Source organism: Streptomyces sp. NPDC059989 (assembly GCF_042736975.1).
In the GTDB taxonomy this organism is placed as follows: domain Bacteria; phylum Actinomycetota; class Actinomycetes; order Streptomycetales; family Streptomycetaceae; genus Streptomyces.
Genome location: NZ_JBHWUO010000087.1, coordinates 1 through 20,315 on the forward strand (window position 1 = coordinate 1; position 20,315 = coordinate 20,315).

Consider the following 20,315-nt stretch of genomic DNA (forward strand, 5'->3'; position numbering starts at 1 on the left):
CCGCCACCCGATCCGGTGGCGGCCCCGCGCTGCTGTGACGAGGCGACAGACGGGGCGCAGCAGAGTGTTTTGGTGCGGGTTCAGGCTTTTTCTGGGGCGTGGCCCAGGGTGCCACACGGTGCCCCGCGCCGCCCCTCCGGGCCCTGGCGGGCCCTGCGGGCGAAATTGCTGGGCGCCCTTCGGGCGCGTTCACCGGCAATTTCGGTCCGCTGACGCGGACGGGCGCGGCTGGTAGAAGGGCGGTGGTGGGGGCCAGGCAGGGCTGGTTTCGTCATCTTGCAACCCCGTCACCTAGGATGACGTCCGGTTTTGACTGACAGCTCTCTCGGAAGGCGTGGTGAGCTGGCATGCACACGATCCGATGTGAGATCGACACGGAGTACCGCGATGCCGAGGCGTTGGCGGATCTGGCCTGGTGCTGGCTCGTCGAGGGTGCGGAGCGTCTGGAGGGTGAGTCCTTCCGGGAGGTCCTCGATTCCGCGGGGCAGGTGGAGGAGTCAGTCAAGAAGTCGGTGCAGTGCGGACCGCCCGGGTCACTCTGGGGCTTCCTCAACACAGACGTTGTCAGCAGCACCGGGCGGGTCACCAACCGTTCCCGGGTGCTGACCCGCAAGAACCTGCCGATGCTGCGCAAGTGGCTGGCCCTGGACGTGCAGCTGGCCGAGACCGCGGTCTACCGGCTGGACGACCGTGGCATGCCCGGTGAAAAGCTCCTGCGGATGGGCATCGCGCGGGACGAGAGCTCCAGGGGCTGGGTCAGGCTCAGCGCGGAGACCTCCGAAGCGAGCTTCGAGCCGGCTGCCCAGGCGCGCATGACGGAACTGCTGCGGGACTTCTCGCAGGAGGTGGACCCGTCCTACGCCCAGGTCGGCTACAGCCTGTCGCTGGGCCGCACCGAGCACGAGGAACGGGTCGGCCCGCCGCTGCACTCGATGACACTGCCGCAGTCGCGGCGGCTGCTGCGCGGGTACGAGTGGCTGATGGTGATCCCGCGCGAGATCGCCGCGCACCTCGGCGGCGGTGATGGCATCGCCGTGGCCGGTGACTTCCACCGGGTCGAGACCCTGCGTGACGGCGCGGTACTGCTCCAGGTCACGCCGGAGTTCGACGGCTTCACCGGCGAGGCGATCGAGCGGACGTGGCGGCTGCTGCGCCCCGCTCTGAGGCCGGGGATGCCCAAACGCTTCCGGGACTCTGATCCCGTCGGCCCGCCGAGCCGGATCTGGTACGCGGATATCGCCTGATCCTGCATTGCCGACGAGGCCGGAGGCCGTGTCGGTGGTGCTGGATATGGTGCGCGTCATGGACAGAGATCGGTTGGTCGGGGAGCTCACGGGTTCGTGGGAGGCGACGCGGGCGGTGCGGGACGCGTTGGTTGAGCGTGGTGCCGAGGTGGTGGGGCCGGTACTTGAGGTGCTGTGCGACGAGCCGTCGCCGGTGGAGTGGACGGTCTCTTCGGATGTGCTGTGCCGGATCGGGGATCCCGCCCTTTCGCCTATCGGCGCCGCCGCTGGCCGAACAGCACCAATCCGCACCTGCTGATCAGCCGGAACACGGCAACAACCACTGCCGCGGTGGGCAGGTTCTGGATGGACAAGCTGGTCAAGCAGCTGCCGACGGGCATCGACCGGCTACGGGCAGGACCGCATCCTCGAAGAGGCTCTCGCCAACGGCGCCGACCCCCTTCACCTCGCGCACGTCTTCCCCCTCGGTGCCAGGACCAGCCTCCGTTACACGTCCGCCGTCGCCACTTCGGCCGCCGAACAGGATTCGCGCCCTCGGTGAGCAGATCGAGGCCGCCAAAGGGCGGGGGGCTCAGATCTGACGGTCGTTCCGATGACGGCCAAAGGCCCGACCGAAACGCTCTGAAAGGGCAGTTCGTGAGTCGATGTCCGTTTCTGAGTGAGGTTGGGGTAAGGCTGCTGGTCGTGGGGCCTCGGTCGGTTACTGCTGCCTCGCGAAGCTACCGATGTCGAGCTCGGTGAGGATGTCGAGCTTGACCAGGCGTTCCAGCTCCGACGGCCACGCTCAGGCCTCTGGCGAGGATCAGTACGCTGGCGGCGCGAGGTCTCCCACCAGCACGGCATCCGTCATGACCTCCAGGTCCACACCCCAGGACACGGCCCTTCTGCCCGGTTTCGGGCGAGTCAGCCCCTCACTCGCCCGGTCGTACGCGACGCGGCATCGCCGGTCCGCCCGCTGAATACTCGGTGTGCGAAGCACTGTGAGAGTCCGGCCGGGCTGGGGGTCACTGGAGGTGAAGACATGGCCGACGTGGTCCTCGTCATCCGCCCGCAGGCCGCCGCCCAGCAGCGGCAGCAGACCGTGGAGATTTCGTATCTCCGGGCGTTCAAGCAGGCAGAAGGGCTGCCGTCGACCGCCCAGGACACCGTACGGGCGGCCCTGAGCGCCTCCCTGGAGGGCTCGGCGGAGCTCCCCGCGGCCGTCGAAGGCAGCACCATCGATGCGCTCTTCCTCGGCGGTGCAGGGCTGCCCCGGCTGATCAAGCGCGCCACCGTGCCAGCCGCCGGCGGTCAGGTGCTGATGGAGCTATCGGCCTCGGACGTGTCCTTGCTGGCGGCACCCGAACCTCTGCCACCCGGCCTGGTGACGATGGTCGGCCGGCAGGGCCGACTGGTGCTGGTGGGTGATACGCCCGTCGACTTCGGCCGTGCGCGGCTGGAGGTCGCTCCGCTCACGATGGCCGCCGATTGGCAGGAGGCCGGACTGGACAAGCTGTTCGGCAGCCAGAACCCGCTCACCGCGGCCGCGGCCGTCGAACTGGCCGACCCCTCCTGGGCGGGGTACGGCAAGTTGTCCTGGCGCGCGAGCCACCTCGGGGTCGACGGCGAGTTCGCGGCGGAGTTCCCGCTTGGCTCCGGTGACGCCTGGGTGTGGTGGATGTCCGGAAGCCGGTCCGCGCTGGGCCTCGTACCGGACGATCTGGGGCAGCAGACGGCCCGCCGGATCGCCATCGCCCTGCCGCCCTTCGCGCAGCCCGCGGACACCGTGCCGCCCGAGCCGGGAGCGCCGTGCCCCGGACCGTCCACCCCCAAGGACGTCACCGAGGCCGAACTCGCAGACAACCCCGAGATCTACTCCGAAGACCCCGGGCAGTTCTGCAAGCCCTTCGAGAACCCGGAACGGGTGCTCGGCGAGCGCCGGTTCCACGTCGTACTGCGGGCCGAGCAGCCCGGCATCGGCCCGGACCCTACGATCCACGGCAGCGGCTTCCTGGTCCTCGACCCTGAGATCAGGGACTCCCGCCGCGGCTCCCGGCTGCGCCGCGCCCTGCGCCTGGACGGCATTGAGGGCCCGCGCAGCCTGGCCCGTGCCCTCGCGGACCTCGGCACCTCGGTGGTCCGCCACACCCTCCCGAAGACGTACCTGGACGTACTCTCGCGCCTCGACCGCGGCCGGGGCCAGCTGGACGGGCCGCACCCAGTGCAGTGGGAGGGCGATGCCTTCCGGTACCAGGCCGCGACCGTGGCCCGCGGCCACATCCTGGAGTATTCGCTGCGCTGGCGCTCCAACGGGTACTCGCTCGGCACCGTGGCCAGCACCCTCACCCTCGCACCACGGCAGGCCAAGCGAATCCAGAAGATCCTTTGGAAGCGTCGCGAGCGAGCCGAGCGGCGCGAGGTCACCCAACTGGTGGACGAAGTCGCCGACGAGGTCTCCCGTGAGCGGGACTACGAGGACCAGGTCCGCGCGAGCCTGGACGAATGGGCGCGTGGGGAGTCGCGCGCTTCGTCCACGGCGGTCGCCGGCGGGTTCGGCGGCGTCGTCGGCTCGTTCCTGATCGGCGGGGGCGGCGGGCACTCCAACGCCACCTCCAGCTCCTCCCAGCAGGGCGGTCGGCGCGCGGTTGCCAGCGAGGAGCAGCGGCTGCGCGACACGACCAGGCGGTTCGCTGAGTCGCTGCGCCGCCTGGAGAGCACCGTGGTCTCGGAGGTGAGCCAGGAGGAGAGTGTCACTGGCACCACCGAGGTGATCCGGAACTACAACTATGGCCATTCGCTGACCGTGATCTACTACCAGATCCTGCGCCACCTGCGGGTGGAGACGGCCTTCACCGGGGTGCGCGAGTGCCTGTTCGTGCCCTTCGCGGTCAGCCCGTTCACCCTGCTGCGCGCCTATCGCTGGCGGGAGTCCATCCGGCGCGGACTGCGCGACCAGCGCTATCTGCAGGCCCTGCGGCATCTGCGCGACGTGGTGACCGGGTTCAGCCAGTCCGACATCCCGCCCGGCCGCCGCTCCGACCACCGGGTGCGGCACGTTTCCGGCTCGCTGTTTCTGACCCTGGGCGTGGAGCGCCCGAAGGACAAGGACACTGGTGAATTCGACGATGTGGCCTGGACGGTACTCAAGCAGTGGCTCGGTGTCCCGGCGCTCGGCATCCACGGCCGGCTCAAGGCGCTCGTGGAGGCGCAGCGGGACCGGCAGTTTCAGCAGGAGTACGCACCGCGGATCGCGGCCGGCTGGGTGGACTCGCTGCAGCTGTCTGCGGGCGGACAGCCACTGCCGGCCGATTTCACCCTGGCCACCCGGTACAGCTTCAACGGCCAGGTACGGGTGGACTTCTCGGTCCCGGTGCCGGCCGGCCAGGCGGTCACCCGCGAACTGCTCTCCTCGCTGCGGCTGAAGGCTACGAGCAACCTGACCCCCGGTTCGGTGGCCAACCTCACTCGGCTGTCCTTTGAGTACCAGACGGACACCTTCCACCGCTCCGCGACGGTGACCCAGGGCGCGGACGACCTGGTCAACGTGGAGACGGGCCTGGTGGAGCCCGCCGGCGCAACCGTCTCGGCGCCGCCTGACCCCTGGGAGCGCCGGGACGAGCGGATGGAGATGGCCCGGTCGGCACAGGAGCTGGTGCGGCACCTCAACGAGCATGTGGAGCACTACCACAAGGCAATCTGGTGGAACATGGACCGGGACCGCCTGTTCATGCTGCTGGACGGCTTCTACCTGCCGAGCGCGCCCACCGTGAGTGTGGCCTCCGTGGTCGAGCGGGACCCGATCGCGATCATCGGGAACTCGCTGGTGTTCCGAGTGTCGGCCGGCTCCTTCCTCGGGCTGGGCAACATGGCCACCCCGAAGGACCTGCACCGGTACTACGCGAACGAGTACACCCCCTCGCAGCCGCTGCACATCAGCCTGCCCACCGACGGCCTGTACGCGCAGACCATCATGGACCCGTGCACCGCGCTGGAGGAGCACTTCGGCAACCAGGACTGGGTGCTGGCCCAGGAGGAGCTGGACCTCGGCACGCTGGCACCGGAGTTGATGGGATCGCGTCGCACTACGCCGGAGCCGACCACACCGACCCCGTTCCCGCAGTCCATCGTGAATCTGCAGAACGCCCCGGAGGCCCCCGAACCGGCCGGCCTGGCCGGGATGCTGGCAGCCATCACAAAGGCCGACTCGTTCCGCGACATGGCCGGCCTGGCCGGTACGCAGGCCAACGCCCAGGCAGCGTTCACCGCGGCGGCGGGTCTCGCCTCGCAGTTCGGCGCGCACGCTGCCGCGCTCAAGCTGGCCGAGATCGCGGGCAAGACACAGGCGACCCGGACCGCCGACCAGAAGCTCGCATCGATCCAGAAGGCCGTCGACGGGCAGCTCGTACCACCGGGGGAGGCGCAGGCGCATGCCGCGCAGGTGCTGAACGATCTCCACTCCCCCACCAAGGGCGGCGCCCCGCACCAGGACCCGCAGCTGGCGGAGGCCATCGACGCCGCCTCCGGCACCCCTGGCAGCACGATCGAGGCCACCACGCCCGAGGGCCAGGTGAAGGTCACGCTCGCGGATTACCGGCCATCATGGACAGCGGAGCAGTGCGGGTTCTGGGGCCTTGGCCAGCACCCTCTGGACGAGGCCGCGGTGCGCGACGAGATCGTCCGGGTGGCGCGGGCGGAGAGCGCCGCGTGGATCGATGTGGCCGGAAACCTCGTCCTGGAGGGGGCAGCGACCCACTTCGGCCACCTGGTGCTGTACTGGCTGGAGGAGGTTGCGCAGCTGACCCGCGAGACCCTCGCTGCGATCGCGACCAACGCCCTTGACCCGGCGACCAATTACGGCAATCTGCCCGGCACGATCAATCCCGCCGGCCTCGCCGCGGATGTACAGCGGGTCGTGTCCGCTCTTGTCGTCGGCGTGCCCACACCGCCGGCCAACCTCCGGGCGCTGGTGGAGCAAGCCGTGCGGACGGCCCAGATCAGCAGCCGCAACCCACCGGACCCCAACCCCGCCAACATCCCGGGAGCGCCTTGGAGCGCGTGTTTCGTCAATCGGGTAGTCCGGCTGGCGGAGTCCGGACTGAACCTTGAAGGGCATGCCACGGGCGCGCAACAGGCGCTGCTGGCCCTTTCGGCCCGCGGGGCGCACTGGGAGTACGCGAAGGAGGCGCACCGCCGTACCGTCGGCTGCAAGCAGGGCAACACCTTCGACGCGAGCTGCCGCAGGGACGGCACGTACCACGCCTTCCAGCCCGCCGGCCACGAAGTGAAGCCGGGCGACATCGTGCTGCAGGACCGCCGGGGCGCGGTGAATGCAGGCGGGGTGTTCGCATTCGACGACCTGGCCACCACCACAGGGGTGATCCTGCACGGCGACATTGTGGTCGACGTGCAGCCCGGCTTCGCCGAGACCGTCGGCGGCAATGTCGGCGACAGCGTCCGGCGTCGGCGCTACCCCCTCGATGCGAACGGCGAGCTGCAGGCGGTAGCCACCCAGCGGTTCATCCAGGAGAGCGACGCCCGCGCCTTCGGCGCCCTGCCACAAGCCGATCCCGGCGGCAACCCTTTGCACGACCAGAGCATGGCCCGGGTCTTCGCCGTCCTCAGCCTGAAGAAGGAGTGCAAGCTCATCCAGGGGCCCCCCGTGGACGGCACCCGGACCGCGTGAAACCGTCCCTCCTAGGGAGTTTCTGAGAGGGGCGGTTCGTGAGTTGATGCCCATTTCCGGGTGAGGCTGGGGCAGGGCTGCTCGTCGGGTCCTCGGCCGGCTACTGCTTCCTGGCGAAGCTGCCAACATCGACTTCGGTGAGGACATCGAGCTTGACCAGGCGTTTCAGCTTGGCGCGGGTGCCCTCGACGTTCTTCGGCAGCAGTTCGTGGTCGAGGGCCTGACAGACGTCGCGGGCCCGGAGAGGGCCGGTGACCTCGTTGAAGACGGCGAGGATGCGGGGGTAGTCCGGGTGCTCGGGCAGGTCGGGCGAGACCGGGTGGGCGGGGAGCCGTTCGCCCAGGGCGGTGACGGTCTTCCGGGTGATGGCCAGGTGTTCGAGGTGGGTCTCGGCTTCCCGCAGCCGGGCCTGAAGTGCGGCGATCTCGGTGCGGAGGTCGTCGGCCAGGGCTCGGGCGGCGTCCTCCTGGATGCCGAGCGCGTCGAACAGTGGCTGAATGTTCACGCACTCACCGTCTGCGGGTCGCGCCAGGTGGGAGTGCTCACGCCGGTGAGCCGGCGGGCCATGACCTGAGTCATCGCCCAGTAGACGCGGGAGGCGGAGGAGGCCGGGCGGTGCTCGTAGTCGCGGACCAGGCGCCGTGCAGTATCAGGATCCCGAAGGTCTGCTCGACCTTCCACCGCTTCGGCTGCGGGACGAACCCCTTGTCCTGCGGGTTGCGTTCGACGATCTCCACCTCGATCCCGAGCGAGGAGCCGTGGGCGACTACGGCGTTCTTGAAGCCCTGGTCGACCAGCGCCTTTTCGACGGTGCCTCCGGCGTTCTCGGCGACCTGGTCGGGCAGGGCGATGCCCGCGGCGTTGTCGTGCGTGCTCGCGGCGAGGACGGTGACGGCGATGACGAGGCCGAGCACATCCACGGCCAGTCCCCGCTTGCGGCCCGGCACCCCTTTTGCCGCGTCCCGGCCGGTCGTGGAGGAGGGGACCCCGGCAGCCGCACGGACACTCTGCGTGTCCAGAACTACCAGGGTCGGGTCCTCTAATCGACGGGCCCGCTCACGGACCTCGCAGCGCAGGAGTTCATGAATGACCTGGTCAGTCCCGTCGTCGCGCCAGGCGGCGAAGTAGTAGTACGTTGTGCTCTTCGGCGGCAGGTCATGGGGGAGGTAGCCCCACTGGCAGCCGGTCCGGCCCTGGTAGAGGATCGCGTTCACAGTCTCCCGCATCGCATAGGCGCCCTGGTGGCCACTGCCCGAGCGGTGCCGGTCCTTCCACGCAGTGATCACCGGCTCGATCAACGACCACTGCCCATCCGATAAGTCGCTCGGGTACGGCTTCCGTTCACTCACCCCGCCACCCCAACAGACCACCGGCCGCGGACCAGCAGATTCCGCCCGCACCCACACCATCAGGCGACGACAGAAACACTCAAAGTCTCACGAACCGCCCTCTGAGGAGTTCGAGGCGTGGTCCTCGTCTCCCGGGTGAAGGCTCGCAGGGCCGCCTTCACAGCGGCTTCGGCGTCCACTACGGCGGGAAACCCCGCTGACCCTTTGCCCGTTGGCGTTGGAAGAATCCTTGGATGTGGTCGGGAGCCTCGGACCGGTCCGAGGTCGAACAAGACGCACTGGACTGCGATGATCTGAGGGCCAAGACCATGCCCGGCCGCGTCGGTCGGCCGGGGCCGATCCGCGACAGAGGAGGATCACCGCACAGTGCGCATCCCGTCCCGATCTGACCGGTGCAGACAGGCGTTCTTTGGGCAGGCCATCGCGTGACCACGAAGACCACAGGCCGAACGGCCGCGATGGAAGCGTTACTTGACGCGGCGACCAGACCCGTAGTGATCAACCTGACGGGTCCTGTCGGCAGCGGGAAGTCGGCGATCCTGGCCGAACTCGCCACTGCTGTGCCCGTGGTGGACGGCATCTGCAACGAGGACGACCTGGAACGGCTCGCGCTCCCGGCCGGAGGCCCGGTTGTCGTGGCCAGCCGTCGTCCGCTGCCGTCGTACCGTGCGTGGCGTCCGGGGGTCGAGGTGATCGGTGTCGAAGCCGGGCCGTGGCCGGATGAGGAGATCGGCCTCTTGGCCGACGGGCTCGGGGTCACCCATCCGCACCTGCGTGACGGCGTGCTGCGGCTCGCGGGCGGCAACGTACTGCTCGCCTCGGCTCTCTGCCGAGCCCTGCACGCTGCGCCGGGCAGCGTGCCAGGCGCGCTCGACGCCGCAGCCGACGCCGCGGCGCGCGAGGTGTGCGAGCGGCTCGGGGACGAGGTGGCCGGGATCGAGCGGGCGCTGCTGCTGGTCGCTGCCGTGGGGCAGTGCGACGCAGAGCTGCTCACCCAACTCGGTCAGGACGGAGCGGTGTTCGACCGCCTTCGCGCATGCAGCGTGGTCGTCCCGGACGCGCTCGGACTGGCCGTGGCCGAACCATTTCGCACCGTCTTCGACCAGGCCCTGCGCTGGCGCACGCCCGTGGCCTACCGCTCGGCGCGGACGCTGGCCGCCGCGCACCACACGAGGCTGATACCCGCCGAGCACAGTGGCGCCGCAAGAGGCGATCGGATGGCCGGATCGCTGTTCGCGTCGTTGGACGGTCCGGTGCGGCGGTTGTTCAGCCCGGTGACGACGCCCGTGCACGTCCGTCCGGCCCGCGCCGACGACGCGTCCGACGTCGGCCGGCTGGTCCGCGTGTGGGCGGAGCGCGGCGGCATGGACGTCCGGCGCTCCGAGCGGCTGCTCGGGTCGCTGTTGCACGCCGTGCCCGAAGGCGTGTACGTCGTGTGTGACCGGGAGGACCGACCGGTCGGACTCAGCAGCACCGCGCCGCTCCACGACGCGACCGTGGCGGTCCTCGAACCGCTGCTCCAGCAGCACGCGGACGCCGCGTCCGGCGGCGGGCTCTTCATCGGACTCGCGGTGTACGAGGAGCGGCAGGAGGCGGCCCGGTCGGCGCTCTTCCGGCACTTGCTGTCCACCGCCGTCGGCCGGGGCCGGCTGGTCACCTCGACGCCCTCCCCCGAGTACCAGGCGCTCTACGAGCACGTCGGGGTCCGCGCACACGGGCAGCTCCGCCACGACGTGTACGGCGGGGGCTCCGCCTGCCGGGTGTACTCACAGGACTTCGCCGGCGAAGGCGGGGTGCCGCCCTGGCTGGAGCGGCTCAGACTTCCGTCTCCGGCCCCGGTGCTGCCCGACGACGCGGCCTGGCTCAGCCGCCGCATCCGTGAGGCGCTGGACGCCCTGCACCGCCCGCAGCTGCTCGCCCGCAGCCCGCTGCTGCCCGTGGCCGGCGACCCGGCCGCACTGCGCGAACTCCTCGAATCCGGCGTGCAGCACCTGCTGAACAGCACGGTCGCGACGGAGGCGGAAGCCGGGCGCATCCTGTCGCAGTACTACGTGGAGCGGTGCGGCGGGCACGAGTTCATCGCGAACCGGCTGCACCTGAGCCGGGCCACGTACTTCCGCAGACTCAACCAGGGCCTCGCCCTGCTCGCCACCGTCGTCCTCGCCAGGTGCAGGCCGGTGACAAGCTGACATCGACAGGTGTCCGCCACCCCTCCTGCGGGCCGCGGACACCTGTCCGTCCCGTCAGACGGGCAGGATCCCACTGCTGGTTGGCGAACCCGTTGCAAGCCCCAGATGCCCAGGTGCGCCTTGCCGCAGGTGCGCCAGCCCAGATCGTCCGGGCGCTTGCAGAGCGGGGATGACAGCACGTACGAGGTGGAGGACCAGCTCGGCGGCTCGGAACACCGCCGGACGCGGACGACCTCCCGGGAGCCCGTGGGCGAGTACTGCTGGGGTGGGCGGCCGACCGGGACGATCGGCGTTCCGGTCTGTGAGGCAACGCCATCGACGCAGAGCGGTCGCAGGACCGGCCGGCCGCCGCTGTAGGTCGGACCGGGCCGGTGGCACATGCGGCAGCGGGACGCCAACCGTCCCGAGCAAATGCGATGACGCTGGCACCGACAGCCTTGCGGCGGCCGGAGCACAGCCCGACGGCGGTTTCGCCCGGCTGTGGGAGGACCACCGCAGTCACTGTCCCCCGAGGGCTTCCGCGGTGTGGACTTCGACGGCGTGGATCTGGTCCTCCTGGACGCCGACGTCGCCGACCTCGTGCACAGGGAGCTGAACGGCGGGCTCGACGACAGCGGCATCGCCTGCCTCCGGGGTTGCATCGCCGACCTCGAAACAAGATCGTTGCCCTGATCGACGAAGAGTGCTGCGCCTGCTGCTTCACTGCCCGCCTGTGCCCTGCTCGCCCTTATGGGCGGCCTTCGCACGTGTCGTGCGAAGCCATGAGGTGATCGCGATGTAGTCGCCGTCCGTGTGGCCTTGCCGGGTGCCGACGCGGTAAAGCAGGGCGTCTGTGTACCTGCACCTGGCCCCCAGGGTGCCACGACCAGAGACCGGGCGGGGGCCCGGGTAGCGGGCGTGACGAACGGGTACACGAGCGCACCGCGGTTTTCTGGCGGGCCGCTGGCGCAGAGGCACGGCCCCCGGTGGGGGCCGGGGGCCGTGCTCACTGGCGTCCGGGGGTTCAGAGGCCGAGGGCCGAGCCGCGCCAGTTCTGGTACGGACGGGCGTCGGAGCAGTCCCAGATGACGAGGCGGGTGCCGAAGAGGGTGCTGAGCACGTCCACGCACTTGCCGGAGTGGACGCTGCGCAGCTTGCCGCCGGCCAGCAGCTCGAACTGCTGGTTGGCGGCGCCGTGGCAGGAGTTCAGGCCGAGGCGCGAGCCGTTGTCCGTCTTGGCGTACTGGACGTCCAGGCAGTGGCCCATGGAGCGGATGGTCTTGTCGGGCTCCAGGACCCACATCTGGTTGTTGCCGCCGTGGCAGTTGTAGAGCTGGACGATGGCGCCGTCTTGGGTGCTGCCGTCCTTGACGTCCACGCACTTGCCGTTGGGCACGGCGACGATCGGGCCGGAGCCCGCCGGCGGCGGCGGGAAGCAGTGGATCTTCACGAGGGACTGGTACGTGTCACCGCCCTGCCAGGCGGGCGGCGTGGGCCCCTCGGCGATGCGGCAGAGAGAGGATGGGTACCCTTCCGCCGCGGCCCGCGCGTAGGCCGAGTTGATGGCTATCTCCTGGACGAGGTTGTACGGGCCCCAGCCGTCGCCGGTGAAGTACTTGTCCGTGGTGGGCACGGTGGCGAAGGTCGCGGCTGTGGCGGCTGTGGCGCCGGAGGGCATCACGAACAAGGCCGCGATCACGGCCATGAGGGCCGCTGCGAATGTGCGGGCCAACTTCATTGTCGGTCCTTCCAGTGACGGACGTGAGTGAGGTGTACCTGACAGATACCGTCCGGAAGGGGTGCTCCCCGTCCGGATCCGGCGGGCATGACGCTACCGACCGGACGGGCCGCCGCAGTCTCACGACAGTCTCAACCCTCCTGCCCTGCAAGCAATCTGAGTGACCGCCGGACGCCTGGGGTCGGCTGGGCGCGGGAAGTCGCGGCTCGCCGCCGCGCTGGACGCGGCCTGTGCCGTCGATCTCGACCGTCCGCAGGCCGCCGCCGCGCTGCGGCGGGAACAGCCCCCTGCGCTCGGCGGACTACCGGTGCTCGGCAGCGCGGACGGGCCCCGCGGACGAGAGGCCGTGCGCGAGGCCCTGGGCGCCGCCGCTCGGATGCCGCTGGTCATCGGTTCCACCTGGGACACCGCGGGCCGGCTCGCCACCCGCAAGGTGACCGCGGGCGACCGGACGCTGCGGTCCCACTCCTACGGCTACCGCGCGGACGGCCACCTGGACCGGCTCACCGACGAACTCGGCGGTGCGACCGTCGACTTCGAGATGGACCCGGTCGGCCGCCCGCTCAGGGTCACCGCGGCGGACTGGCAGGAGTCCTACGCGTACGACCTGGCCGGCAACCAGACCGCGGCCGACTGGCCGGACCGCGCGCACCGCGCCGAGGGGCGCGGCGAGCGCACGTACCGGGGGACGCGGCTGATCGGCGCGGGGGGCATCCGCTGCGAGTACGACGCGGCGGGGCGCACCGTGGCGCGGTACCGCACGACCCTGTCGGGCCGTAAGGAGGCGTGGCGGTACACCTGAGACGCGGAGAACCGCATGACCTCCTGCCGGACGCCGGACGGGGTCCTGTGGCGATACGACTACGACCCGCTGGGCCGCCGGACCGCCAAGCACCGCATGGCGCAGGACGACCGCACCGCCGTGCACTCGGTGTACTTCGCCTGGGACGGCACCCGTCTCGCCGAGCAGGTCGACACCGCGCACTCAACGGTCACCACCTGGGAGTGCGACGGATACCGCCCGCTGGCGCAGTGGGAACGGCAACTGCGCGCGCCGGAGAGCGCGCCGCCCGTGGAGGGGGCGGCCGATCAGGACCTCGACGCCAGGTTCTTCGCGATTATCACCGACCTGGCGGGCGCGCCGAGCGAGCTGGTGGACGAGGACGGCAGGATTGCCTGGCACGCCCGGTCCACCGTGTGGGGCGCGACGACCTGGAACCGCAACGCGGCCGCCTACACGCCGCTGCGTATGCCAGGACAGTACGACGACGCCGAAACGGGCCTCTACTACAACCTCCACCGGCACTACGACCCGCAGACGGCCCGCTACGCCAGTCCCGACCCGCTGGGCCTGGGCGCGGCCGCGAACCCCGTCGCGTTCGTGCTCAATCCCTACCGCTGGTCGGACCCCGAGGGCCTCATCGCCAAGGGCTGCACGGAGCACGGCGGCTGGTACAGCGGCCTCAGCCCGGCGAACCTCAAGAACGCGGACGGTACGCGGCGCACGGAGACCAATATGGAGGTCAACCACATCCCGGCGAAGAACGCGTACGCGCACCTGGACGAGCCCGGCTTCAAGACCAACAAGGACGGCGGCGGCGCCGGCATGGGCCCGGCGATCCGGATGGAGTACGACGACCACCGCGGGGTGACGAGCACCGGATCGAGTGCGGAGTCCATCAAGTGGAGGGCCGACCAGCGTGCGCTGATCGACGCCGGCCGGTGGGACCTCGCGATGAAGATGGACATCGACGAGATCCGGGAGTTGTACGGCGACAAGTACGACACGCACATCGCGGACATGGTCGAGAGCCTCAAGGTGAACAAGAAGTTCCAGAAGATGCTCGAGAAGCGGGACTGGACAATAGGCTACGAAGTGCTCAAGTAGACAACCGGAGAAGCAATATGGATCTGCTCCTGACACCGCCGACCGCCGCCGGGCCCGTGCACCTCGGTAATACGTACGAAGAGGCCCTGGCCGCGCTGCAGCCCTGGGGCGAGCCCCGGGTCGTCGGCCCCACCTCCCGGCGCGCGCGCCGGCTGATGGGCGACGTCGACGGGGTCGGCTACACAGTCTTCCTCGATGCGGATGACCATGTGACGGCCGTGGAACTGTGGTGGCCCGGCGAGGGCCGCCGGAGCACCACGCGCGTCCTCCTGGACGGGCACGACGTCTTCAGGGACCCCGCCGAAACGATCCTCGCGGAGCTGACCGAGCGCGGCTGCGCCGTGGACGCCGAGGACCCGGAGAACATTGTGGTCCCGGGCGTCTCCCTGGGCTTCACCCGCCAGACCTCCCAGGAAGTCCCCCGCGGCCCGCACGGCCTGCCCGTCTCCTTCACCTCGGTCCTCGTCGCGGGCAAGGACTACTACGACTTCCGCAACGCGCAGTAGCGGAGCGGGCGGTCGGCGCGATGGCGGTGGAACCCGGTGGGGTCGTGTTCGGGTTCGGGCGGCGCGCGTGCTTAGGATCGCGGCCATGGACGAACGGGGGGGCCGGGGTGTCCTGGCACGTGTGGCGCCGGCCGAACAGGAGAAGATACCCGGCCTCCCTGGGGAACCTGCTACAACGCCATGGCCCGCTGGGCCGCCGCCGGGGTGATCGGGCAGATCCGAGACCAGCTCCGCAAACGCGTCCGCCGAGACATGGGCCGCTCACCTGGGGCGGCCGCCACCATCATCGACTCCCAGTCCGTCAAGGCCGCCGAGACCGTCGGCAAGGACTCGCGCGGCTACGACGCGGCGAGGAAGATCGATGGTCGCAAGCGGCACCTCGTCGTGGATACCAAAGGCTTGCCGCTGTTCGTGATGGTCACCCCGGCCGACCTGATCGACCGCGACGCGGCGAAGGAAGTCCTGTTCAGGCTGAGGCTCATGCACCCCGAGTTCTCCGGGGGTGACTCTGTGGCGCACGAGGCCTGTAAGCGGTTTGTGCAGCTCAGCGTCAGTTTCATCCACCGTAGCGAGTGCAACAGGTGTAGCGCCATCGCTGGTCTGGGTGACGGGCTGGCAGGCTCTCAATGGCAAGCGGAGAGTAACGCCGGGTGGGAGCGTCTGGGCGAGTTCTGGGGATACCTCGTCGGATGGGCGCTCGTGGTCGGCAAGACCGCTCCTTGCGCGGCCGTGGCTCTGACCGTCGGCTCCTGCGTATGGCCGGGCCAGGCGCACGCCGTCACGGTGGCGGCCGTGGTGGCGTTGGCGAGGCGACACCGACACCGACACCTTTACCGACCTGTGACTCACGTCATATTTGGTTCCTGTCAGGAATCGGGTCGCTGTCCCGCTCAAGTCATCGAGAGCCCAGCGGATCGAACCGACAGGAGCATCACATGAAGCACCGCATCGTCGTCCTCGGTGCCGGCTATGCCGGGACCTACGTGGCGGGGAACTTGGCCCGCCGGCTGTCCCCGGCCGACGCCGAGATCACCGTGGTTAACGCCGTGCCCTATTTCGTCGAGCGGCTGCGGCTCCACCAAGTCGCGGCTGGCCAGGAGATCGAAACCCAGAAGCTCGCCGACATCTTCGCGGGCACGGGGATCCAGCTGTGCCTGGCCCGTGTCACCGCTGTCGACCCCGAGCGCCAGGTCGTCGTCGTGGCCGGCGCCGACGGCGCCGAGGAGCTCGGCTACGACACGCTTCTCTACGCGCTCGGCAGCCACGGTGACGACCGGAGCGTCCCCGGTGTGGCCGAGCACGCCTTCGATGTCGCCGCCCGGCCCTCGGCGCTGTGCCTGCGCGAGCGTCTGGACGGACTGCGGGACGGCGGGAGCGTGCGGGTCGTTGGTGACGGGTTGACCGGCATCGAGACCGCAACCGAGATCGCCGAATCCCGTCCCGGCCTGTCGGTGACGCTGGTCGCCCGCGGAGAGTTGGGCGCCCAGCTCTCCACCGGAGCCCGCGGCCACCTGCGTCTGGCCTGCGACCGGCTGGGCAGTACCGTCCTGGAGCACACCAGTGTCGAATCCGTCGAAGCCACACGGGTCCTGTGCGCCGACGGCACCGCCCTGGCGTCCGACGCCACGGTGTGGACGGCAGGGTTCGCGGTCAACCCGATCGCTGCCGCCGCGGGGTTGGAGGTCACCGAGAACGGCCGGATCGTCGTCGACCGCACCATGCGCTCGCTCTCGCACCCGAACATCTACGCCGCCGGCGACAGCGTCTACGCCATCGGCGACAACGGCCGGCCGCTGCCCATGTCCTGCGCCACGGCCGGCTACACCGGCATGCAGGCCATGAAGGCCATCGTGGGACGCCTGACCGGCAGCAAGATCGGACACGTCAAGCTGGACTACCCGGGCAACCACATCAGCCTCGGACGTCAGGACGGGATCCTGCAGATGGTCGACCACGAAGGACAGCCAAAGCCGAAGCACATGGGTGGCCGGAAGGCCGCACGGATCAAGGCGGGCATCCTCAAGATGTCGCTGTGGACCAACTTGCACCCCACCTTCTGCATGCCCAAGCGCAAGCGCCACCTGGTCATCACGCCGACTGTGTCCGCCCCGTACGCGGCCCAGTACGCGCAGGATGGGAGCTCTGCGTTTGAGCGATGACCCGAATGGCCAGCCCGTAGTCGCATGGATCACGATGTGGGGATGAACAAGAACACGAGCTCTGCTTCGTTCACCGTGTTACGCCTGGAGCGCTACACCCGAGCCGAGCAGGACGAAATCCTGGGCAATGCCGATGACCCGTTCGGAGTCATGGAGACCGGCCTTACGTGGCGAGGCAAGGACGAACACTTCGGTATCCGGCGCGGCGCACGCCTTGTCGCGCACGCAGGTCTGGTCCGCCTCGCTCTCATGATCGACGACACGCCGACCGAGGTCGTGGGTGTCGGCGGAGTGGCCGTGGCCGCTGATGTCCGCGGTTGCGGCCTCGCCCGTCAAGTCGTCTCTGCGGCTTTGGAACATGCCTGCACGATGGGCCCACGCCACGCTCTACTGTTCTGCCGGCCGCCTCTGGAAGCGCTGTACCGCCGTCTTGGCTGGCACGGCCTCGACGGCGACGTCGTCGTTGAACAGCCCGAGTCACGGCTGGTCGTGATGCCGCTGCGCACGATGGTCATCCCGCTGCACAATGACGCGAGGTGGCCATCGGGTTCCGTCCGCCTGCTGTCCTTGCCCATGTAACAGTTTCGCTGATGTGTCCGGTGACAGAGTCAAGGTGTCAGGCCCACTCGGGCCACATCAAGAGTGATGCGAGGGTGACGGTCGCCTTGTAGGACTGGGCGGTCCTGTCGTAGCGGGTGGCGATGCCTCGCCACTGCTTGAGGCGGTTGAAGCACCGTTCCACGACGTTGCGGTGCTTGTAGATCTCCTTGTCGAAGGCCGGAGGGCGGCCGCCGAGGCTGCCCTTGCGGGCCCTGTTGCGGACCTGGTCGGCCCGCTCGGGAATGGTGTGCGGGATGCCGTGGCGGCGGAGCCAGGTGTGGATCGCCTTCGAGCTGTAGCCCCTGTCGCCGATGACGTGATCGGGCCTGGTGCGGGGCCGGCCCGGTCCGGTCCGGTCCGGTCCGGTCCGGTCCTGGGTATCCGGATGGCGTTCATCAGCGCGGTGAACTGGGTGCAGTCGTTGGTGTTCCCGCCGGTCAGGACGAACGCGAGCGGGCGGCCGATCGCGTCGCAGGCGAGGTGGATCTTGTTGGTCAGTCCGCCTCGGGACCGTCCGAGGGCCGGGCTTTGGTGCCCCCTTTTCGGGCCCCGGCCGCGTGCTGGTAGGCGCGGACGATTGTTGAATCGATCGACACCAGCCAGTCGGTGTCGCCGGCCGCGTCCGCCTTCGCCTCGGCGGCCCGCAGCATCCGGTCGTACGTGCCGTCCGCCGCCCAGCGGCGGAAAACGGGTGTGGAGGCTGGTCCACGGACCGTATCGCTCGGGCACGTCCCGCCAGGGGACACCGGTGCGGAACTTCCACACGATCCCGTTCAGGACCATCCACTGTCATGGATGTGAGAGATCGAGGTCTATCCGCCGTCGTTGAGTGAGAGATACCCAGGTCGCTAACTGGCGTGAAAGCGAGAGATCGCAGTCATCGCCGAGGGGCGTCGCTCACAGGCCCTCGGTGTCCTGGGGGAACCGTCCCTTGCGAGGGACGAACCGGAACCAGACCTTGATCTTCTCGACCACGTTCTCCATGACGCCATCATGCGCCGACCGTCAACGAGGCCTCGCACCGGGTCTGAGCTGGAGATCAACCTCAGCCGTCACCCTGGGATATCACTCGCCGTCGGAGTCGACGTCCAGGCGCGAGGATTTGCTGTGGCCGCTGCGCCTTTGCGGGGTCGGGCGGGGGCGGTGCGTAGCCGCCTGTGTGTGGCCGGCCGGGCGTCGCGCCTTCGCGTCCAGGAGGCTGGTGGCCCCGCGCAGGACGTACTCGGGGATGCTCGTGTTGTGCCCGGCCGCTTCCAGGTGTCGTCTGCCGCTACGGGTCACCCGGCGGTCCGCGCCCTTCACCAGGCCCCAGGCGGCCAGCCGGCGGCCGATCTCGTAGGCTTCCAGGGAGCGTTGCAGGTCGGCGCGTACGGCTTCGACGCTCCTGGTGCGCCCGCAGAACGCGAGCACGCGACGCTCCACCGCATGCCCGGGTAACTCCCCGTCCACCGTACGCACCCGCGCGTCGTGCACCACGAGCAGCCCGCGCCTGTTCAGCGCGACCATCGCACTTTCCGCCACCCGCCGCGCCCCGCCCGCCAGGAACGCGACGTCGTACACATCCAGATCCCGTATCTCATCCGAGCCCCTGGCGAACCGCCGGAACACCCACCGCATACCAGCCCCCGTTTCGACCCCACCTCATCTGCTGGCAGTGTCGCCTGACAGCACAGCGCCCAACCCTCTTCCCGCCATCTCAGAGCAAAACTTGAGCCCCGGGCGCGTTCACCGGCGATTCGGTCCGCTGCGCGGACCGCTTTTTGCCGAGCGCCTTCGGCGCGTTCACCGGAGCCCGCCCCTGCGGGGCAAAGGAAGAAACCCGCCTCGGGCCGGGCCGGGTGGGCCGCCGCGGCCTTGTTCTACGCCTCTCTGAGCGCTGCGCAGCAATTTGGCGTGGGTGGTCACTCAGACTCCGGATGCATCTGCACCCACCCGCCGCTGGTCCTCTTCATCTCCACCCCGTAGTACGGCTGAGCCTTCACGGGAGTGGGAGCACGCCTTGGACGGCGCTTGGGCTGAACCGCCGGCACCTGCGCCTGCGTCTTCTGGGCCTCCGCGTACTTTTTGGCTGCCTTCTTCCTTGCCTGCGCCTGCTTCTCGGCCCGGGCCTTGACCCTGGCCTGTGTCTCCTTTTCGGCCCGCGCCTCCTCCTCGGCCCGCGCCCTTTTCCTGGCCTGCGCCTCCTTCATGTTTTGCACCTGCCTCTCGGCCTGGGCCTTCTTCCTGGCCTGCGCCTCCTTCTGGGCCTGCGCCTGCTTCGCCTCGCGTTCCCGCAGCTCCTTAGATCGGGTCGGGCGTACAAAGCTGCCTACCGGCTTCTGGGCCCGAGTCGGTGTGGTCAGCAGGCGACAAACCTGGTGTGCCGGGTGCCCTCCCTTGAGCATGACGAGTGTCGCCTTCACCACCGGATGACCGCATATGGCACATGGCTTGACCCTGTACGGCTCAGACACAATCCCCCCTTGGTCAACAGTTTGTTGAGGCGGCACGATAATCGCTCGGGGTCGACTCCGTCCCAGGGGGACCAGGCTGGACGGCCGCCGCTTCCAGCTGGCTGCGGAGCACCCCGAGTCGGCCGTCTACTCGCAGCAGACTGCCCGCCAGCCCGCGGCGGCCCCGTTCTAGCCGCTGTGCGCCCCTGTGGGCGGCCTCGCAGGACTTCGCAGCTCCCCTGATCGTGGGATCGCCTGATAGGCGCTCAGGGGGCCGTGTGGGGCCTCGGGTCGGGTTCAGCCTGCGTCGATATGGCGTGCGTGGGTGAGACCCGATGCCCGGTGTTGCCGGGGGCAGTACCGCCGAGCCGCCCCAAGCTGATAGCCGGCCTTGCCGGTGATGGGTGGTCAGGGTGCGGGTGTGTCCGTGCCTGTGCCGAGCTGGCGTCGGCCGGGGGGCGCCGCGGGTGCCTTAGAAGTCATCTCATTTGGCTCGTTGGGTAGGCTGTCGGTCGTGGTGGGGATTGTTGAGCGGCTGGTGCCGGATGAGTTGTGGCTTCTGTTCCAGC

14 protein-coding genes and 5 pseudogenes are annotated in these 20,315 nt (G+C 69.5%); 13 read left to right on the top strand and 6 right to left on the bottom strand.

Going from position 1 to position 20,315, the window contains the following annotated elements; translation table 11 throughout:
* The first annotated feature begins 347 nt into the window (after positions 1 to 347).
* The 3 genes from ACFWBN_RS37760 (at position 348) to ACFWBN_RS37770 (ending at position 6,906) form a co-directional block, all read left to right on the top strand.
* The gene (locus ACFWBN_RS37760; protein WP_385185739.1) at positions 348 to 1,244 is read left to right on the top strand and encodes a hypothetical protein; all 897 of its coding nucleotides are present in this window, start codon (positions 348 to 350) and stop codon (positions 1,242 to 1,244) included.
* A 28-nt stretch (positions 1,245 to 1,272) separates the two neighbouring features.
* The gene (locus ACFWBN_RS37765) at positions 1,273 to 1,542 is read left to right on the top strand and encodes a hypothetical protein (RefSeq protein ID WP_385185742.1); all 270 of its coding nucleotides are present in this window, start codon (positions 1,273 to 1,275) and stop codon (positions 1,540 to 1,542) included.
* Positions 1,543 to 2,265: 723 nt separating this feature from the next.
* Positions 2,266 to 6,906, top strand: coding sequence for a DUF2272 domain-containing protein (locus tag ACFWBN_RS37770; protein WP_385185745.1), 4,641 nt, complete (start codon positions 2,266 to 2,268; stop codon positions 6,904 to 6,906).
* A gap of 100 nt (positions 6,907 to 7,006) precedes the next feature.
* On the opposite strand, the gene ACFWBN_RS37775 is transcribed toward ACFWBN_RS37770, so the two are convergent.
* Positions 7,007 to 7,411, bottom strand: a complete 405-nt coding sequence (locus ACFWBN_RS37775; RefSeq protein ID WP_385185748.1) for a hypothetical protein — start codon at positions 7,409 to 7,411, stop codon at positions 7,007 to 7,009.
* Positions 7,408 to 8,255 (bottom strand): annotated as a pseudogene (locus ACFWBN_RS37780) (IS5 family transposase). Before ACFWBN_RS37780 ends, ACFWBN_RS37775 begins: the two are co-directional and overlap by 4 nt.
* Before the next feature lie 494 nt (positions 8,256 to 8,749).
* On the opposite strand from ACFWBN_RS37780, the gene ACFWBN_RS37785 reads away from it, so the two are divergent.
* Positions 8,750 to 10,444: a hypothetical protein gene (locus tag ACFWBN_RS37785; RefSeq protein WP_385185751.1), complete on the top strand. Its 1,695-nt coding sequence runs from the start codon at positions 8,750 to 8,752 to the stop codon at positions 10,442 to 10,444.
* Between the two features lie 480 nt (positions 10,445 to 10,924).
* Positions 10,925 to 11,116, top strand: a complete 192-nt coding sequence (locus ACFWBN_RS37790) for a hypothetical protein (protein WP_385185753.1) — start codon at positions 10,925 to 10,927, stop codon at positions 11,114 to 11,116.
* 331 nt (positions 11,117 to 11,447) lie between these two features.
* Here the strand turns inward: ACFWBN_RS37790 and ACFWBN_RS37795 are convergent, their stop codons facing one another.
* Positions 11,448 to 12,161 carry a ricin-type beta-trefoil lectin domain protein gene (locus tag ACFWBN_RS37795; RefSeq protein ID WP_385185756.1) on the bottom strand — a complete coding sequence of 238 codons (714 nt, stop codon included), beginning with the start codon at positions 12,159 to 12,161 and terminating at the stop codon, positions 11,448 to 11,450.
* Positions 12,162 to 12,321: 160 nt separating this feature from the next.
* Here ACFWBN_RS37795 and ACFWBN_RS37800 point away from each other — a divergent pair, with 160 nt between their 5' ends.
* The 8 genes and pseudogenes from ACFWBN_RS37800 (at position 12,322) to ACFWBN_RS37835 (ending at position 17,293) form a co-directional block, all read left to right on the top strand.
* Positions 12,322 to 12,963 carry a hypothetical protein gene (locus ACFWBN_RS37800; RefSeq protein WP_385185758.1) on the top strand — a complete coding sequence of 214 codons (642 nt, stop codon included), beginning with the start codon at positions 12,322 to 12,324 and terminating at the stop codon, positions 12,961 to 12,963.
* Between the two features lie 12 nt (positions 12,964 to 12,975).
* Positions 12,976 to 13,047: pseudogene (locus tag ACFWBN_RS37805) on the top strand (hypothetical protein); the annotation flags it as partial.
* 12 nt (positions 13,048 to 13,059) lie between these two features.
* Positions 13,060 to 14,049, top strand: coding sequence for an RHS repeat domain-containing protein (locus ACFWBN_RS37810; RefSeq protein WP_385185773.1), 990 nt, complete (start codon positions 13,060 to 13,062; stop codon positions 14,047 to 14,049).
* Between the two features lie 17 nt (positions 14,050 to 14,066).
* Positions 14,067 to 14,555 (top strand): hypothetical protein, encoded by a 489-nt coding sequence (locus tag ACFWBN_RS37815; protein WP_385185761.1) that lies wholly within the window; start codon positions 14,067 to 14,069, stop codon positions 14,553 to 14,555.
* A gap of 153 nt (positions 14,556 to 14,708) precedes the next feature.
* A pseudogene (locus tag ACFWBN_RS37820) lies at positions 14,709 to 15,053 on the top strand (transposase); the annotation flags it as partial.
* 150 nt (positions 15,054 to 15,203) lie between these two features.
* Positions 15,204 to 15,359, top strand: a pseudogene (locus ACFWBN_RS37825) (amino acid permease); the annotation flags it as partial.
* 131 nt (positions 15,360 to 15,490) lie between these two features.
* Entirely contained in the window at positions 15,491 to 16,714 is a 1,224-nt protein-coding gene (locus tag ACFWBN_RS37830) for an NAD(P)/FAD-dependent oxidoreductase (RefSeq protein ID WP_385185763.1), read from the top strand.
* A 42-nt stretch (positions 16,715 to 16,756) separates the two neighbouring features.
* Positions 16,757 to 17,293 carry a GNAT family N-acetyltransferase gene (locus ACFWBN_RS37835; protein WP_385185766.1) on the top strand — a complete coding sequence of 179 codons (537 nt, stop codon included), beginning with the start codon at positions 16,757 to 16,759 and terminating at the stop codon, positions 17,291 to 17,293.
* 37 nt (positions 17,294 to 17,330) lie between these two features.
* Here ACFWBN_RS37835 and ACFWBN_RS37840 read toward each other — a convergent pair.
* From ACFWBN_RS37840 to ACFWBN_RS37850, 3 genes and pseudogenes are all read right to left on the bottom strand, one after another.
* Positions 17,331 to 18,094 (bottom strand): annotated as a pseudogene (locus ACFWBN_RS37840) (IS5 family transposase); the annotation flags it as partial.
* A gap of 285 nt (positions 18,095 to 18,379) precedes the next feature.
* Positions 18,380 to 18,931 carry a TIGR04222 domain-containing membrane protein gene (locus ACFWBN_RS37845; protein ID WP_385185768.1) on the bottom strand — a complete coding sequence of 184 codons (552 nt, stop codon included), beginning with the start codon at positions 18,929 to 18,931 and terminating at the stop codon, positions 18,380 to 18,382.
* A 284-nt stretch (positions 18,932 to 19,215) separates the two neighbouring features.
* Positions 19,216 to 19,719 carry a hypothetical protein gene (locus ACFWBN_RS37850; protein ID WP_385185771.1) on the bottom strand — a complete coding sequence of 168 codons (504 nt, stop codon included), beginning with the start codon at positions 19,717 to 19,719 and terminating at the stop codon, positions 19,216 to 19,218.
* Between the last annotated feature and the right edge of the window lie 596 nt (positions 19,720 to 20,315).

What these genes read in the sequence shown, in the direction of transcription:
- ACFWBN_RS37770 (WP_385185745.1), top strand. Translation starts at nt 2,266, where the DNA reads ATGGCCGACGTGGTCCTCGTCATCCGCCCGCAGGCCGCCGCCCAGCAG.
- ACFWBN_RS37830 (WP_385185763.1), top strand. Translation starts at nt 15,491, where the DNA reads ATGAAGCACCGCATCGTCGTCCTCGGTGCCGGCTATGCCGGGACCTAC.
- ACFWBN_RS37835 (WP_385185766.1), top strand. Translation starts at nt 16,757, where the DNA reads ATGAACAAGAACACGAGCTCTGCTTCGTTCACCGTGTTACGCCTGGAG.
- ACFWBN_RS37795 (WP_385185756.1), bottom strand. Translation starts at nt 12,161, where the DNA reads ATGAAGTTGGCCCGCACATTCGCAGCGGCCCTCATGGCCGTGATCGCG.
- ACFWBN_RS37815 (WP_385185761.1), top strand. Translation starts at nt 14,067, where the DNA reads ATGGATCTGCTCCTGACACCGCCGACCGCCGCCGGGCCCGTGCACCTC.
- ACFWBN_RS37760 (WP_385185739.1), top strand. Translation starts at nt 348, where the DNA reads ATGCACACGATCCGATGTGAGATCGACACGGAGTACCGCGATGCCGAG.
- ACFWBN_RS37810 (WP_385185773.1), top strand. Translation starts at nt 13,060, where the DNA reads ATGGCGCAGGACGACCGCACCGCCGTGCACTCGGTGTACTTCGCCTGG.
- ACFWBN_RS37845 (WP_385185768.1), bottom strand. Translation starts at nt 18,931, where the DNA reads ATGCGGTGGGTGTTCCGGCGGTTCGCCAGGGGCTCGGATGAGATACGG.